Raw genomic sequence first — 12,913 nt, 5'->3', positions numbered from 1 at the left:
CCCGTCCAGGGAGCCGGCGCGCCGCCGCTTTCCGCGATTCCGGAGAGCGATTCCGGAGAGGTTGTGCACCCCGGGGTCCAGGTGAGGCGTGGACGGCGAAGGGCGGGGCCGGTCAGTGCGACCAGCCCCGCCCTCCGGTGCGAACGCGTCAGGTCGCCGCGGCGTCCTTCGCCCGGGCCTTCAGGGCGCGGACGATGCCGTCGCGGCCCTCGCCGACCAGGCGGCGCAGCGGCGCGGGCCGGCCGGGCTCGGCCAGCCACGCCTCGGTGCGGGCCACCGTGTCCTCGCTGACCTGGAACGACGGGTAGCCGAGCTCGACGAACTCGGCGGCCGGCTCCGAGTCGCGGTTCTCCCACACCGGCATGAGGGCGTCGAAGAACGCGGGCAGGAACGCCGCGGTCAGCGGGACCTGGGCTGAGTGCTGGAAGCCCTGCAGCAGGGAGCGCTGCAGCCAGTTCGGCAGGTGGTGATCCTCGACGAGGCGGCGCCACGTCTCGGCCTTCGACTCGGCCGTCGGGACCAGGGCGCGGGCGAGGGCCGCCTGGCGTTCGCCGCTCGCGGTGCGGTCGCGGTCGAGCTCGGCCTCGATCTCGGCCGGGTCGGCCGCGCCGTTGGCGATGAGGGCGTGCAGGATGCCCCAGCGCAGGTCCGCCTGGATGGTCAGCCCCGACGGGACCTCGACGCCGTCGAGCCAGCCCGTGAGGACCGCGAGGTCGTCCGGGGTGCGGGCGGACGCCGCGAACGAGCGTGCCCACGCGAGCTGGAACCCGCTGCCGGGTGCGGCATCGCGGAGGGCGGCCCGGGCGGTCGCGGCCACGATGCGCCAGCCCTCCGGGGCCCAGGCCGGGTCGGCGTAGAAGACCAGCGCCGACTGGGCCTGCCGGATGGTGGCGGTGACCAGGTTGATGTCGCGCTCGGCGGGCAGCCCGGACGCGATCAGCTTGATGTAGTCGCGGACCGCGAGCTCGGCGTCGCGGACCATGTCCCACGCCGCGGTCCAGACCAGCGCCCGGGCCAGGGAGTTGTCCATGCCGAGGATGTGGTCGGAGACGGTGTCCATCGAGCGGGCGTCGAGGCGCAGCTTCGCGTAGGTGAGGTCGTCGTCGTTGAGCAGCAGGACGTCGGCGGCGCGGCGGCCGGTGAGGGTGGTGATCTCGGTGCGCTCACCGTCGACGTCGGCCTCGATCAGCTCGCGGCGGAGCAGGGCGCCGTCGACGACGTCATACAGGCCGATGCCGATGCGGTGGGTGCGCAGCGTCGGATACGCGGCCGGGGCCTCCTGCACGACGACGACCTGCTCGTAGGTGCCGTCCGCGGCGATGGTCAGCTCCGGGCGCAGGGTGTTGACCTGGGCGGTCTCCAGCCACTGCGCCGCGAACTTGCGCAGTTCCTTGCCGGAGGCGGACTCCAGGGCCGACAGGAGGTCGTCGAAGGTGGCGTTGCCCCACTGGTGCTGCTGGAAGTACGCGCGGAGGCCGGTCAGGAAGGGGTCGATGCCCACATAGGCCACCAGCTGCTTGACGACGCTGGCGCCCTTGGCATACGTGATGCCGTCGAAGTTGACCTCGACCGCCTCGACGTCGGGCATCTCGCAGTAGACGGGGTGGGTGGAGGACAGCTGGTCCTGCCGGTAGCCCCAGTTCTTGCGGATCGACAGGAACGTCGTCCAGGCGTCGGTGAAGCGGGTCGCGCGGGTGTTGCACCAGTGGCTCGCCCACTCCGCGAACGACTCGTTGAGCCACAGGTCGTCCCACCAGCGCATCGTGACGAGGTCGCCGAACCACATGTGGGCGAGCTCGTGCAGGATCGTGTTGGCGCGCTGCTCGTATTCGAAGTCGGTGACCGGGGAGCGGAAGACGTAGTGCTGCTCGGCGTGCACGACGCAGCCGAAGTTCTCCATCGCGCCGGCGTTGAACTCCGGCGAGTACACCTGGTCGTACTTCGGCAGCGGGTAGCGGATGCCGAACTCCTGGTGGAAGAAGTCGAAGCCCTGCTTCGTGATCAGCAGGATGTCGTCGGCGTCCAGGTACTGCTTCATCGACTGGCGGCAGAAGACGCCCAGGTCGATGCCGTCGTGGCTGTCGCGGACCTCGTGATACGGCCCGGCGCAGATCGCCGTGACGTAGGTGCTCATCCGCGGTGTGGGCGGGAAGTGCACGGTGAGGCCGTCGCGCCGCTCCGGCGGCATGTTGGAGATGACCCTCCAGTGGGCCGGCGCGGTCACGTGGAACGTGAAGCTGGCCTTCAGGTCGGGCTGGTCGAAGCAGGCGTAGACGCGCTGCGCGTCGGTCGTCTCGAACTGGCTGTAGAGATACACCTCCTTGTCGACGGGGTCGACGCTGCGGTGCAGCCCCTGCCCGGTCGTGGAGTAGGTGCCCTCTGCCTCGACGACCAGGACGTTGTCCGCGGCGAGGCCGGGCAGGCGCAGCCCGGTCTGCGGCGTCCAGTCCGACGTGTCGAGGGCGGCGCCGTTGAGCGTCGCGCTGAGCACCGTCGTGACCGCCAGCTCGATGAAGGTGTCGGCGCCCGGCTCGGCGCAGGTGAACCGCACCTCGGTGGTCGTCCGGAACGTGCCTTCACCTGGGTAGCCGGCGCCGTCCGTCAGGTCGAGACTGATGTCGTACGCCGCAACGTCGAGCAGGCGGGCCCGGTCGACCGCCTCAACCTGGCGTAGGTTGCGTACACCGGCCACGTGTCGTCTCCTGTCGTTCGCTGTGGCCGTCCCCGTCGACGGCGCCATCCCTGAGTCTTCCACGTCCATGGCGGGCAACGCAGGAGTGGCTCAGGTCACCCGAAGCTCGGCTGGCACGGGAAGCCAGCGCTGAGTAAGGATCGAATCGGGTTCCCGACTCTTTCAGTAGCGTTTCCGGAGTGGCTCTCCGGAGTGAGGTGTCGCCGCCATGGCAGAAGAGCGCATCATCGCAGACATGTGGTTCGACCCGCGGTGCCCGTGGGCCTGGATCACCTCCCGCTGGTTGCTCGAGGTCGAGCAGGTTCGCCCAGTTGACGTGCGGTTTCACGTCATGAGTCTGTCGATCCTCAACGAGGGTCGCGACGATCTTCCGGACCGATACAAAGAGGGTCTGGCCAAGGGTTGGGGGCCGGTGCGCGTCGCGATCGCGGCCGAGCAGAAGTTCGGCAACGACGTGCTGCGCCCGCTGTACACGGCGCTGGGCACCCGGATTCACCTCGAGAAGCAGGAGCTGAGCCCCGAGCTGTTCGAGGGCGCGCTCGTCGACGCGGGCCTGCCGGCCCAGCTCGCCGAATACGCGGACTCGACCGAGTTCGACGAGCAGCTGCGGGAGAGCCACTTCGCCGGGATGAACCCGGTGGGCATGGACGTCGGCACGCCCGTCATCCACGTGCCGGGGTCGGACGGCAACCTCATCGCATTCTTCGGCCCGGTCGTCACCCCCCGGCCGAAGGGCGAGGCCGCCGGCCGGCTGTGGGACGGCACCCTGCTGGTCGCCGGCACCCCGGGCTTCTACGAGATCAAGCGCACCCGCGACGTGGGCCCCGTCTTCGACTGACGCACTAGCGGTAGGCTGCCTACCTGTGCGGCGGTTCCTGACTCCCCGGTGGGTGCTCTGGCACGTCCTGGCACTCGCCGGGGTTGCCGTGTGCCTGCTCGCCGGTCGCTGGCAGTATCAGCGCGCCGCTGCCGGCAACATGTTGAGCTGGGCATACACCGTACAATGGCCGCTTTTTGCGCTTTTTGTGGTGTTTTTGTGGGTGCGGGCCGTCCGGGACGTCCTCGGGCCGCGGCCGGTGCAGACCCAGGAGCCGCTGCGCCCGCGGGCCGCGCCCCCGGCGGCGCCGGCCCCGGCCGACGACGACCCGCAGCTGGCCGAGTACAACCGCATGCTGGCCTGGCTCGCCGCCGACCCCGACCGCCGACCCCGCGACTTCCCCGGATGAGGTTCCCGTGCCGCTCAAGAATGCTCTGACCCGATTCCGGATCATCGCCTGGATCGTCGGCGTGCTGCTGGTCGTGCTCACCGTCGGCACCGTGCTGAAGTACACGACCGACGACGACACGATCGTGGCCTTCGTCGGCCCCGCGCACGGCTTCCTCTACATGGCCTACCTGGTCCTGGCCGCCGACCTGGCCCGCCGCGCGAGGTGGAAGCTCGGGTTCACGGTGCTGGTGCTGCTGGCCGGCACGGTGCCGTTCCTGTCGTTCGTGGCCGAACGGGTCGTCACCCGCCGGGTCCAGTCACCCCGACCCCTTGTAGGAAGCGCCGTGTGAGTCCACGCAGTGCTCGGCGTCGAGCGTGTGGTCGACCTGCAGCGTGGTGTGCTCGATCGCATAGCGGTCCCGCAGCTGCTCCTCGATCGCCTCGCGCACCGCGTGGCAGTCCTCCGACGGCGCCACCAGCACGTGCGCGGACAGCGCCGGATAGCCCGAGGTGACCTGCCATACGTGCAGGTCGTGCAGCTCGACCACGCCCGGCACGCCGCACAGCTCGCGGCCGAGCGCCGCCGGGTCCATCCCCGCCGGCGCCGCCTCCAGGAAGATCCGGCCCGAGTCGCGGACCAGCCCGAGCCCCGAGCGGACCATGAGCGCCGCCACGACCAGCGACGCGATCGCGTCCGCCCGGTGGAAGCCGGTGAGCAGCACGACCAGGCCGGAGATCGCCGCCGCGACGAACGCGAACAGGTCCGTCAGCACGTGCTGGAAGGCGCCCTCGATGTTGAGACTGGACCGGTCCGCCCGGCGGAGGACCCACACCACGAGCAGGTTGACGGCGATGCCCGCGAGGGCCGTGACGAGGACCGCGCCGCCGCCGACCGCGGGCGGGTGGATCAGCCGGACCACTGACTCGTAGGTGATCCAGACCGCGAGCAGCAGCAGTGTCAGCCCGTTGGCCTGCGCGGAGAGGATCTCGGCCCGCTTCAGCCCGAACGTGAACCCGCCCGACGGCGGCCGGGCCGCGAGCCGGGTCGCGAACAGCGCCAGGGCGATCGCGGCGGCGTCCGACAGCATGTGCGCCGCGTCGGACAGCAGCGCCAGGGAGTCGACCATCAGGCCGACCGTCACCTCGACCGCCATGAACCCGGTGATCAGCGCCAGCGCGACGCCCAGCAGCCGCCGGTCGGCGTCGGCCGACGGGGCGTGGTGGTGGTCGTGATCGTGGTCGTGACCCATGTCCCACATCTTATGCGTAGTTCGCTATATGACGGCAGTCGTTTCTGCCACCGTATGCCGGGGCACTAATCCGGTACGACGTCGAGACAGTGAACAGAAGGGGGCAGGGCCTGTGGGCATGGAAATCCGGCTGACACTTTCGTTGCCGCGCGATCGGTCCACCGTTCCGCTCACCCGCAGGGTCCTCGACGCCGCCCTCGGGGTGTTCTCCGTCACCCGCGACTGCCGCGACGACATCGGTCTCGCCGTCGGGGAGGCCTGCGCCAACGCCGTCCAGCACGCCGATCTCGGCGCCGACTACCAGGTCACGGTCACCATCCACGAGGACCGCTGCGTCATCGACGTCGTCGACGAAGGCGTCGGCATGGACAGCACCGAGACCGGCGACGCCGGCCTCGACGACGAGAGCGGCCGCGGGCTGCGCATCATCCACGCCCTCGCCGACATGGTCGAGTTCCGCCGCCACCAGCCCCACGGGGTGGCGCTGCGGATCGTGAAGATGCTGACCAGAGCAACGCCGGCGCCCGCCTGAGCCCGTCCTGGTGATTTCTCGACAGAACCGTGCCATCGATTCCTCCGTGGGTTTGCAATGGATCCGCACAGCCGGTGCGACTCCGGCACACCTGGGCGCCGTTGCGCAGTGTGCAACGTCACCCTGCGAAGCCGGAGGGCCCGCACCATGACCACCGCCCCGACCATCCCCGTGCCGCCTGCCAGCACGCCGAACGCGACGCCGCTGACCACGATGTCGGCCACGACCATGAGCCGCTGGACCGTGCAGGAGCGGGCCTGGAAGCAGGACCTGCCCGACCTGCCCGACGACGTGATCGCGCTGCTCGCCCCGCCGGTCGTGGTCAGTGTGTCCACCATTGCGGGACGCGCCGTCCCCCGTGCCGTCGCGCAGGTCGCCTGAGCTATACCGTTTCGTCCATGACGGTTGCGTACCCGATCGCCCACGCCTGGCTCTCCACCGGAGGTACCGGCGCGCAGAACTACGACGAGTTCGCCGACGACGCGGAGATCACCGCGATCATCGCGGCGAACCCGTCCAGCGCCCTCGCCATCGAGATGCCCCACCGGGCGCCGGACAATGTCGGCCGCTCCTTCCGCGACAGCCTCCCCGACGCCGTGACCCGCCTCCAGTCTGCCAAGGACGACGGGCACTACGCCGCCGCCGACGACGTGGTGGTGCTCTACCGGATCACCGCACCCGACGGCGCCCGCGCCTACGGGCTGTGGTGCATGGTCGCCACCGACGAGATCTCCACCAGCGCCGACGAGCCCGGCGCCGTCATCCGCAACGAGGACGTCTTCATCGAGAAGGTCCGCGAGCGGGTCGCCCTCGCCGAGGCCACCCAGCACCTGCTGTCGCCCGTGCTGCTGCTGCAGACCGCGCACGGCGACGCCCTGCACACCGCCCTCGCCCAGGCCAGCGCCGCCGCCGGGACGCCCGTGGTCACCGACACCGACCCGGCCGGGCGCACCCACGAGATCTGGCCCGTCGCCGCCGGCACCACCCGCGACCGGCTCCTCGCCCTCGCCGGCGGTGGTGAGCTCGTCGTCGCCGACGGCAACCACCGCAGCCTCGCCGCCCAGGCCGCCGGCTACCCGCGCTTCCTCGCCGTGGTCACAACGCCGGAGTCGGTGGCGATCCAGCCCTACAACCGCCTCGTCTCCGAGCTCCCTGACGGCGTGTCCTTCGACGGTCCTGTGCTGGACGCCGCAGAGGTCCCCGAGACCGGCGGGCGCGTCCACCTGTACACCCGTGACGGCGCCTGGTCCATCGAGCTGCCCCGCGACACCGACGGCGGCGTCATCGACAACCTCGACCACGCCCTCGTCGAGCGCCGCCTCTTCGCCGAGACCCTCGGACTGGAGCCCGGCGACAAGCGCATCACCTATGTCGGCGGCGACTACCCCGCGTCATGGCTGCGTGACGAGGTGGACGCGGGCCGCGCCGAGCTGGCGGTGCTCATCGCCCCGGTCACCGTCGACGACTTCGTCGCGGTCAACCTCGCCCGGCAGAAGATGCCGCGCAAGAGCACCTGGTTCACCCCGAAGGCCCGCGCGGGTCTGGTCGTCGCCCAACTGTCGTAGCTTCACCCGATCGTGGTACACACTAGGCCGTTTCGTCTTCGGCCTGGGGTGTGCACATGCAGATCTTCATCGCGGCCATGGTCGCCGCCTTCGGCATCGGCGCCTTTGCCGCCGCCGCCCTCGTCTGGGACCGGCGGCGGCACTGGCGCCTATCCGGCGGCGCCACCGCCGGATGGGTCTCCGGGCTGGTGTTCGTGGGTCTGGCGTTGGTGGTGGGTTCCTGCCTGGGGCTGATCCAGTTCTGACAGACTTTCCGGTATGCGCGTCTATCTTGGTTCGGATCACGCCGGCTATGAGCTGAAAGTGCACCTGGCCGGCGCCCTGGGACAGCAGGGTTATGAGGTCGTCGACGTCGGCCCGGCGAAGTTCGACCCGGACGACGACTACCCGGTCTTCTGCTTCCACACCGGCGCCCGCGTGGTCGCCGACCCCGGCAGCCTCGGGGTCGTCATCGGCGGCTCCGGCAACGGCGAGCAGATCGCGGCCAACAAGGTCCCCGGCGTCAGGGCCGCCCTCGCGTGGAACCTGGAGACGGCCCGCCTCGGCCGCGAGCACAACGACGCGAACGTTGTCGCCGTCGGCGCCCGCCAGCACACCCTCGACGAGGCCACGGCGCTGGTGACGGCGTTCCTGTCGACGGCCTTCTCAGGCAACGAACGGCACGCCCGGCGTATCGCGCAGGTCCTCGAGTACGACACGACCCGCGTCCTGCCACCCCTCCCCGAAGCCTGACCCCTGCCTGGCCGCCCCGGCCGGCCGCCGTCGCCCGCTGTCGACGGCGCGAAGGGCGGAGCGCTCAGGCGCGGGGGCGGTGGCCGGGGCGGGTCAGTTCCTCGCGGGGGACCCAGCCGCGGCGGATGATCTGCAGGTCACGGTCGGCGGCCGCCAGGTCGTCGTCGGTGGGGCGGGCCGCGTCGCGGGCGCGCATCGCGGCCGAGACGCTCACCTGCGAGGCGCCGCCGCCGACCAGGCCACGCAGGCCACGCTCGGAGACCACCTCGTCATGGTGGTGATGATGGTGGTGGTGGGCGTCGTGATGGTGGTGATCGTGGTCATGGTCGTGCTCGTCCTTGGCGTGCCCGGCGGGGCGCTCGCCCGGCGGGGTCTCGGACTCCGCCTCGGGGTCGTGCACGTTGGCGGTCATCGCGAAGGCGCCTGACAGCTCCGCCAGCTGAGCGGGGCTCGGCGGCGCGGGGCTGGTCGGCGCCGCACTCGGCGGGGACGGGACCCTCGCAGGGGTCGCCGGGGTGGGCCCCATTGCCGCGGGTGCGGGAGCGGCTGCCGGGTCCGGACCTCGGGGGATCGCCGTAGCCGCAGCCGCAGCCACCGGGTTGGCTGGGATAGCTGGAGGGCCGGGCGTCGGCTGGGTGCCGACCGCCGGCTGGGTGCTGGCCGGCGGATGAATGCTGACCGGCGGATGGATCGGTGGCCGCGGCACCGGCGGATGAGGCTTCGCCACGGCGGTCAGCTCGGCCCCGGTCGCCGCATCGGTCGCCGTCACGCCAGTTGCCGCCCCAGCCGTGATCACGTCGCCCGGTGTCTCACCATCCGCGGCGGCGTCACGGCCCGCAGCGGCCGCGCCGCCCGGAGCCATGTCGTCTGCGCCGGTGTCCGCCGCCGACGCAACCGCGGGCGCCTCGGCAGTGACAGGCACGTCGGTGCCGGCAGGCATCTCGGCAGTGGCAGGCATCTCGGCGGCGGGCGCCTCATCGGCAGCGCCGGGCGAGTCAGCGTCAGGCACCTCGACGGCGTCCGCCGCGGGCGCCGGCTGCGCGTCGTCGCCGGCGGACGGGTCCTGGCCGGGGGACTGCGCGTCGGCGGTCACCGGTTGGTGATGCCGCATGCGGCGCCGCCGGCGCTGGATCCCACCCACACCGCAGACCCTACCCGCTCGGTGCCCGCCCGCCGAGATATCAGAAGATCTCGATCGATACCGGGGTGACGTGCCAGCCGAAGGCGGTGCTGGCCGCGGCCACGGCGCCGGGCCGGTGCTCCTGCACGCGGCCGGTCGCCGCGAGCGCGCCGAGCTTCGTGCCGCCGAGATACGCCGCGCCCAGCTCCAGGACGTCGCAGCTGAGGTCGGCCGGTGCGTCGGTGGGCGAGCAGTTGACCAGGGCGCCGCCGGCGCCGACGCGCAGGCGCCAGCGGCCCGCGTTGGCCGGCAGCAGGGCGTCGGTGACGTCGAGGACGACGTCGACGGGTGCGGCATACCGCCGGGACGTCAGCGCGCGCGGCAGATCGACGATGCGGACCCAGAGACCGTCGCCTACCTTGCCGCCGAGGCGGCGCGGCTCGTCGACCAGGTGGAAGATCGGCTCGTCGACGCTGGAGAGGCCCTTGACGACGGTGCGGGTCAGGTCGACGCCGAACAGGAACCGCCACAGCGCCGCGGCCGCGTCGGGGGTGGCGGCGACCAGCTCGACGACGTTGACCTCGCCCTTCGGGCCGTTGTCGTCCCATTCGTTGCGGACGCGGTACCGCGTGTAGCCCTCGACGGCACCGGCCTCGTTCTCGTACAGCACGGCGCGGGTCGCCGTGAACCCTTCGCGCTGCTTCTCCGGGTCGCTGGTGAGGTGGGCCCACCACGCGTCGTCCCGGCTGGACCATCCAGGCTGCTCGGCGAGGACCCGGCGGTACACCTCGGAAAGCTCTTTGATCACCTCGGACGGCACCGCCGCGCGCAACGTGCCGGTGCCGGCGGCGCCACGGATCGACAGCTCCCGGCGGTCGGCGCGGATGCTCACGTTCTGCGAGGCGAGACCGTAGCCGAACCGCTGGTAGATGCGGCCCTCCGACGCCCACAGCACGGCGATCGCCTCCGGCGCGGTGGTCAGCTGCTCGGTCATCATGCGCCGCAGCAGCCCTTTGCGGGTGTGCGTGGCGGCCACCGACACGCCGGTGACGTGCGCGGCGGGGATGACGGCACCCGGCACGGCGAGATCGCGGGTGAAGATGCCGGCGGTGCCGACGATCTGGCCGTCGAACTCGGCGAGGGTGTAGCGGGAGGGATCGAGCACGGTGCGGATCGAGTCGGTCGGGTCCGGCTCGCCCGTCACGTTGAACGCGGCTCGGATCACCCGGGCGAACGCGTCGATGTCGGCGGTGGTGGCGGCGCGTAGCGAGTATCCGGTCACGCAGTCGTGTCTACCTCGTGACCTCCACTGAACGCGACCGATTTCGCGGGCTGGTTACTCTCGGAAGTGTCCGGGGGCGGAAGTTCAGCTGGGGGGAGTCGCGCGATGACGCAGGGTGCGTTGCTGGACCTGGTGTGTGGTCCGGCGAGCCCTTTGCCCGAGACGTTTCAGCGCTACCGGCTCGTGGCCCACCTGGGCTCGGGCGGGCAGGCCGACGTCTACCGCGCAGTGCGCATCTGCGGTGGGGTGACGTCGGCGCCGATGACCGTGAAGGTGTTCCGGATCGACCCGCAACGCCCGATCGCCGACGAGCTGCGGTCCTGGGACAAGGGCGACGCCGCCCTCATGGACCTCAACAACCGCGGTGTCGGCGGCATCTGCCGGCGCGCCGACGGCTTCTACGGCCCGCCGCCGCACCGGCCGGGGGAGCGTCCGGCGCCGGGCGACGCGGTGCCGTACCAGGTCTATGACTACCTGCACGGGGTCAACCTGCGCGAGTACATCGCCCAGCGCGCCGGCATGGCACCCGGCGGCCGCCGGCTCAACGCCGTCGCCGCGCTGAAGACCCTGGGGTCGGTGCTGCAGGCGCTGCACCACCCGCAGCAGTCGGGCGCGACGGCCGTGCTGCACATGGACGTCAAGCCGTCGAACCTCATGGTCCTCGCCACCGGCGAGGTGCGGCTGATCGACTTCACCGGCGCGCGCTACTTCCGCGAGGAGGAGATCACCCAGATCGCCTACACCCCGGAGTCCGGCGGCCCGGAGGCGTTCGGCGGGGTGAAGCACGTCGGACCCGCGTACGACGTGCACGGCTACGGCGCCGTCGCGTACTTCATGGTCACCGGCGCGTATCCGCGCGTCGACGGCCGCACCGACCAGCGCGCTCCGCAGGAGGCGTCCCCGCCGCAGTGGAACGTGCTGCGCCGCCACCCGCTGCTGGAGCGCATCCCGGCGCTCCGCGACCACCTGCACGCGCCGCTCGCCGACCGCCCGTCGGAGCGGCCCGACACCAGGGAGCTGTCGGCGTGGCTGACGCACCTGGCCGACCTGGTCCGCCGGTCTGGGCTGCCGGACGTCGGCTGCGACTGGGTCGAGCCCGAGAGCTCAGAGACCTCGCGCGCCATCGGCCGGGCCCGGCCGTCGGTAACGGGCACGGAGACGGACGCGTACCAGCGGATCGAACGCCTGGAACGAGAGCTCGTCGCCCTCAGGGCCGGCTCCTCCGCCCCGACCGCCTTCTACACCTCGGTCCCCGTCTCGGCCCCGCCCGTCTCGGCCCCACCGGTCTCCGCGCCCCCGGTGTCCGGCGTGCCGGTGTCGCCCGGCGCGACCGGGGTGCACGTCTCCGAGGCAGGCGTGCCGCAGATGCGTGGCAGGGCGAAGGTCATCCACCGCCCCGCACCCGACCCGACCGGCATGATGCCGGCCGAGCCGGAGATCGAGCGCCCCATGTACCGCCCGGAGCCCGGCGAACGCGCCCGCACGCTGAAGATCGGCTGGGAGCTGACCGGCACCGGCGCCTTCATCGCGTTCATCTGCTGGGGCCTGTGGGCACTGGACAGCGACGGCAGCCTCAGCGGCCCGTTCTTCGCGTTCCTGGTCGTGCTCGCCGTCGCCGTCGGCGTGTTCGCGCTGACCCGCCTCGTCGGCCGGCTCGTCCTGGAGCAGCGTTTCGGCCGGGTCCGCCGCAGCGCGAAGGGCGCGCACGCGCTCACCGGCCTGTTCCTCGCCGGTGCGGGCGTCGCCTACCTGCGCGAGGTCGGCTGGTTCGTGACGTTCTGGAACTGGCTGACGGGCCTGGCCGGGTGAGACGCTGGCGCCGCCGCCGGTCACCGCGCACGCTGGAAGGGCTCATCAACTTCCGCGACCTCGGCGGCCTGCCCGCGGCCGGCGGCGCGATCCGTCCCGGGCGCCTCTTCCGCAGCGACTCCCTGGCGTACGCCACGAAGTCCGACGTCGCGCACCTCCTCGAGGACCTGCGCCTGGCCACCGTCATCGACCTGCGCGGCGAGTATGAGGTCACCCACCTCGGCCGGGGCCCCCTCGCCGCCGAGCCGGTCGAATACGTCTCCGCCCCGATCACCGACGTCAGCGGCGCCGACGACCTGGTCGGCCACTACGTCGCGATGCTCGCGGAGAAGGGCGACGTCCTGGCCGGCGCCGTCCGCCTCCTGGCCCGCTCCTCGACCCTGCCGGCCGTCTTCCACTGCGAGGCCGGCTGCGACCGCACCGGCGTCCTCGCCGCGGTCGTGCTGAGCCTGCTCGGCGTGCCGGACGAGGTCATCGCCGCCGACTACGCCGCGACCGCCCCGGCGATGCCACGGATCCACGAGCGGGTCGCACTGGTCGTCGACCGCCTCGGCCTGCCACCGCGCCCGGCGTCGGTGCTGGACTGGACCCCACAGGCGGCGATGATGCTGCGGACCTTGGAGCTGGCGAAGGACCGGTGGGGCTCGATGCACGACTGGGCCCACACGTACGGCCTGAAGGACGACGACCTGTCAGCCCTGCGGGCGGCGCTGGTCGCCTGAAC

The 12,913-nt window shown here is 71.9% G+C and carries 13 protein-coding genes and 1 pseudogene; 10 read left to right on the top strand and 4 right to left on the bottom strand.

Annotated features, from left to right (window positions below; all coding sequences use genetic code 11):
- Nucleotides 1-148: 148 nt before the first annotated feature.
- The gene (gene pepN, locus AB0K00_RS55400; protein ID WP_363539345.1) at nt 149-2,740 is read right to left on the bottom strand and encodes an aminopeptidase N; all 2,592 of its coding nucleotides are present in this window, start codon (nt 2,738-2,740) and stop codon (nt 149-151) included.
- Between the two features lie 160 nt (nt 2,741-2,900).
- Between pepN and AB0K00_RS55395 the strand changes: the two genes are divergently transcribed.
- Genes AB0K00_RS55395 through AB0K00_RS55385 form a run of 3 tightly spaced genes read left to right on the top strand, consistent with a single transcriptional unit; the run spans nt 2,901 to nt 4,249 of the window.
- Complete coding sequence (locus AB0K00_RS55395; protein WP_363539341.1) at nt 2,901-3,530, top strand: disulfide bond formation protein DsbA; 630 nt, start codon at nt 2,901-2,903, stop codon at nt 3,528-3,530.
- Between the two features lie 25 nt (nt 3,531-3,555).
- Entirely contained in the window at nt 3,556-3,918 is a 363-nt protein-coding gene (locus AB0K00_RS55390) for a hypothetical protein (RefSeq protein WP_363539340.1), read from the top strand.
- A gap of 7 nt (nt 3,919-3,925) precedes the next feature.
- The gene (locus AB0K00_RS55385; RefSeq protein ID WP_363539338.1) at nt 3,926-4,249 is read left to right on the top strand and encodes a DUF3817 domain-containing protein; all 324 of its coding nucleotides are present in this window, start codon (nt 3,926-3,928) and stop codon (nt 4,247-4,249) included.
- Here AB0K00_RS55385 and AB0K00_RS55380 read toward each other — a convergent pair.
- Entirely contained in the window at nt 4,217-5,149 is a 933-nt protein-coding gene (locus AB0K00_RS55380; protein WP_363539336.1) for a cation diffusion facilitator family transporter, read from the bottom strand. The two genes, AB0K00_RS55385 and AB0K00_RS55380, sit on opposite strands and share 33 nt — an antisense overlap.
- A gap of 142 nt (nt 5,150-5,291) precedes the next feature.
- Here AB0K00_RS55380 and AB0K00_RS55375 point away from each other — a divergent pair, with 142 nt between their 5' ends.
- The 5 genes from AB0K00_RS55375 to AB0K00_RS55355 all read left to right on the top strand — a co-directional run bounded on the left by AB0K00_RS55375 (nt 5,292) and on the right by AB0K00_RS55355 (nt 7,978).
- The gene (locus AB0K00_RS55375; protein ID WP_363539334.1) at nt 5,292-5,681 is read left to right on the top strand and encodes an ATP-binding protein; all 390 of its coding nucleotides are present in this window, start codon (nt 5,292-5,294) and stop codon (nt 5,679-5,681) included.
- A gap of 147 nt (nt 5,682-5,828) precedes the next feature.
- Entirely contained in the window at nt 5,829-6,062 is a 234-nt protein-coding gene (locus AB0K00_RS55370; protein WP_363539332.1) for a hypothetical protein, read from the top strand.
- A 17-nt stretch (nt 6,063-6,079) separates the two neighbouring features.
- The gene (locus tag AB0K00_RS55365; RefSeq protein ID WP_363539330.1) at nt 6,080-7,246 is read left to right on the top strand and encodes a DUF1015 family protein; all 1,167 of its coding nucleotides are present in this window, start codon (nt 6,080-6,082) and stop codon (nt 7,244-7,246) included.
- A gap of 56 nt (nt 7,247-7,302) precedes the next feature.
- Nucleotides 7,303-7,491: a hypothetical protein gene (locus AB0K00_RS55360; protein WP_363539328.1), complete on the top strand. Its 189-nt coding sequence runs from the start codon at nt 7,303-7,305 to the stop codon at nt 7,489-7,491.
- A 13-nt stretch (nt 7,492-7,504) separates the two neighbouring features.
- Complete coding sequence (locus tag AB0K00_RS55355) at nt 7,505-7,978, top strand: ribose-5-phosphate isomerase (protein WP_363539326.1); 474 nt, start codon at nt 7,505-7,507, stop codon at nt 7,976-7,978.
- A 64-nt stretch (nt 7,979-8,042) separates the two neighbouring features.
- On the opposite strand, the pseudogene AB0K00_RS55350 reads toward AB0K00_RS55355, so the two are convergent.
- A pseudogene (locus tag AB0K00_RS55350) lies at nt 8,043-8,247 on the bottom strand (hypothetical protein); the annotation flags it as partial.
- 912 nt (nt 8,248-9,159) lie between these two features.
- Nucleotides 9,160-10,380, bottom strand: coding sequence for a GNAT family N-acetyltransferase (locus AB0K00_RS55345; protein WP_363539324.1), 1,221 nt, complete (start codon nt 10,378-10,380; stop codon nt 9,160-9,162).
- A gap of 105 nt (nt 10,381-10,485) precedes the next feature.
- Here AB0K00_RS55345 and AB0K00_RS55340 point away from each other — a divergent pair, with 105 nt between their 5' ends.
- Nucleotides 10,486-12,189: a hypothetical protein gene (locus AB0K00_RS55340; RefSeq protein WP_363539322.1), complete on the top strand. Its 1,704-nt coding sequence runs from the start codon at nt 10,486-10,488 to the stop codon at nt 12,187-12,189.
- Nucleotides 12,186-12,911, top strand: a complete 726-nt coding sequence (locus AB0K00_RS55335) for a tyrosine-protein phosphatase (protein ID WP_363539320.1) — start codon at nt 12,186-12,188, stop codon at nt 12,909-12,911. Before AB0K00_RS55340 ends, AB0K00_RS55335 begins: the two co-directional genes overlap by 4 nt.
- Nucleotides 12,912-12,913: the final 2 nt, after the last annotated feature.

This window comes from Dactylosporangium sp. NPDC049525 (assembly GCF_040676755.1).
In the GTDB taxonomy this organism is placed as follows: domain Bacteria; phylum Actinomycetota; class Actinomycetes; order Mycobacteriales; family Micromonosporaceae; genus Dactylosporangium.
The sequence above is the reverse complement of the archived record's forward strand: the minus strand, read 5'-3'. Positions and strand labels throughout refer to the sequence as shown.

Coding starts and splice junctions, on each gene's coding strand:
- AB0K00_RS55370 (WP_363539332.1), top strand. CDS start 5,829: ATGACCACCGCCCCGACCATCCCCGTGCCGCCTGCCAGCACGCCGAAC.
- AB0K00_RS55355 (WP_363539326.1), top strand. CDS start 7,505: ATGCGCGTCTATCTTGGTTCGGATCACGCCGGCTATGAGCTGAAAGTG.
- AB0K00_RS55360 (WP_363539328.1), top strand. CDS start 7,303: ATGCAGATCTTCATCGCGGCCATGGTCGCCGCCTTCGGCATCGGCGCC.
- AB0K00_RS55365 (WP_363539330.1), top strand. CDS start 6,080: ATGACGGTTGCGTACCCGATCGCCCACGCCTGGCTCTCCACCGGAGGT.
- AB0K00_RS55380 (WP_363539336.1), bottom strand. CDS start 5,149: ATGGGTCACGACCACGATCACGACCACCACCACGCCCCGTCGGCCGAC.
- AB0K00_RS55340 (WP_363539322.1), top strand. CDS start 10,486: ATGACGCAGGGTGCGTTGCTGGACCTGGTGTGTGGTCCGGCGAGCCCT.
- AB0K00_RS55395 (WP_363539341.1), top strand. CDS start 2,901: ATGGCAGAAGAGCGCATCATCGCAGACATGTGGTTCGACCCGCGGTGC.
- pepN (WP_363539345.1), bottom strand. CDS start 2,740: ATGGCGCCGTCGACGGGGACGGCCACAGCGAACGACAGGAGACGACAC.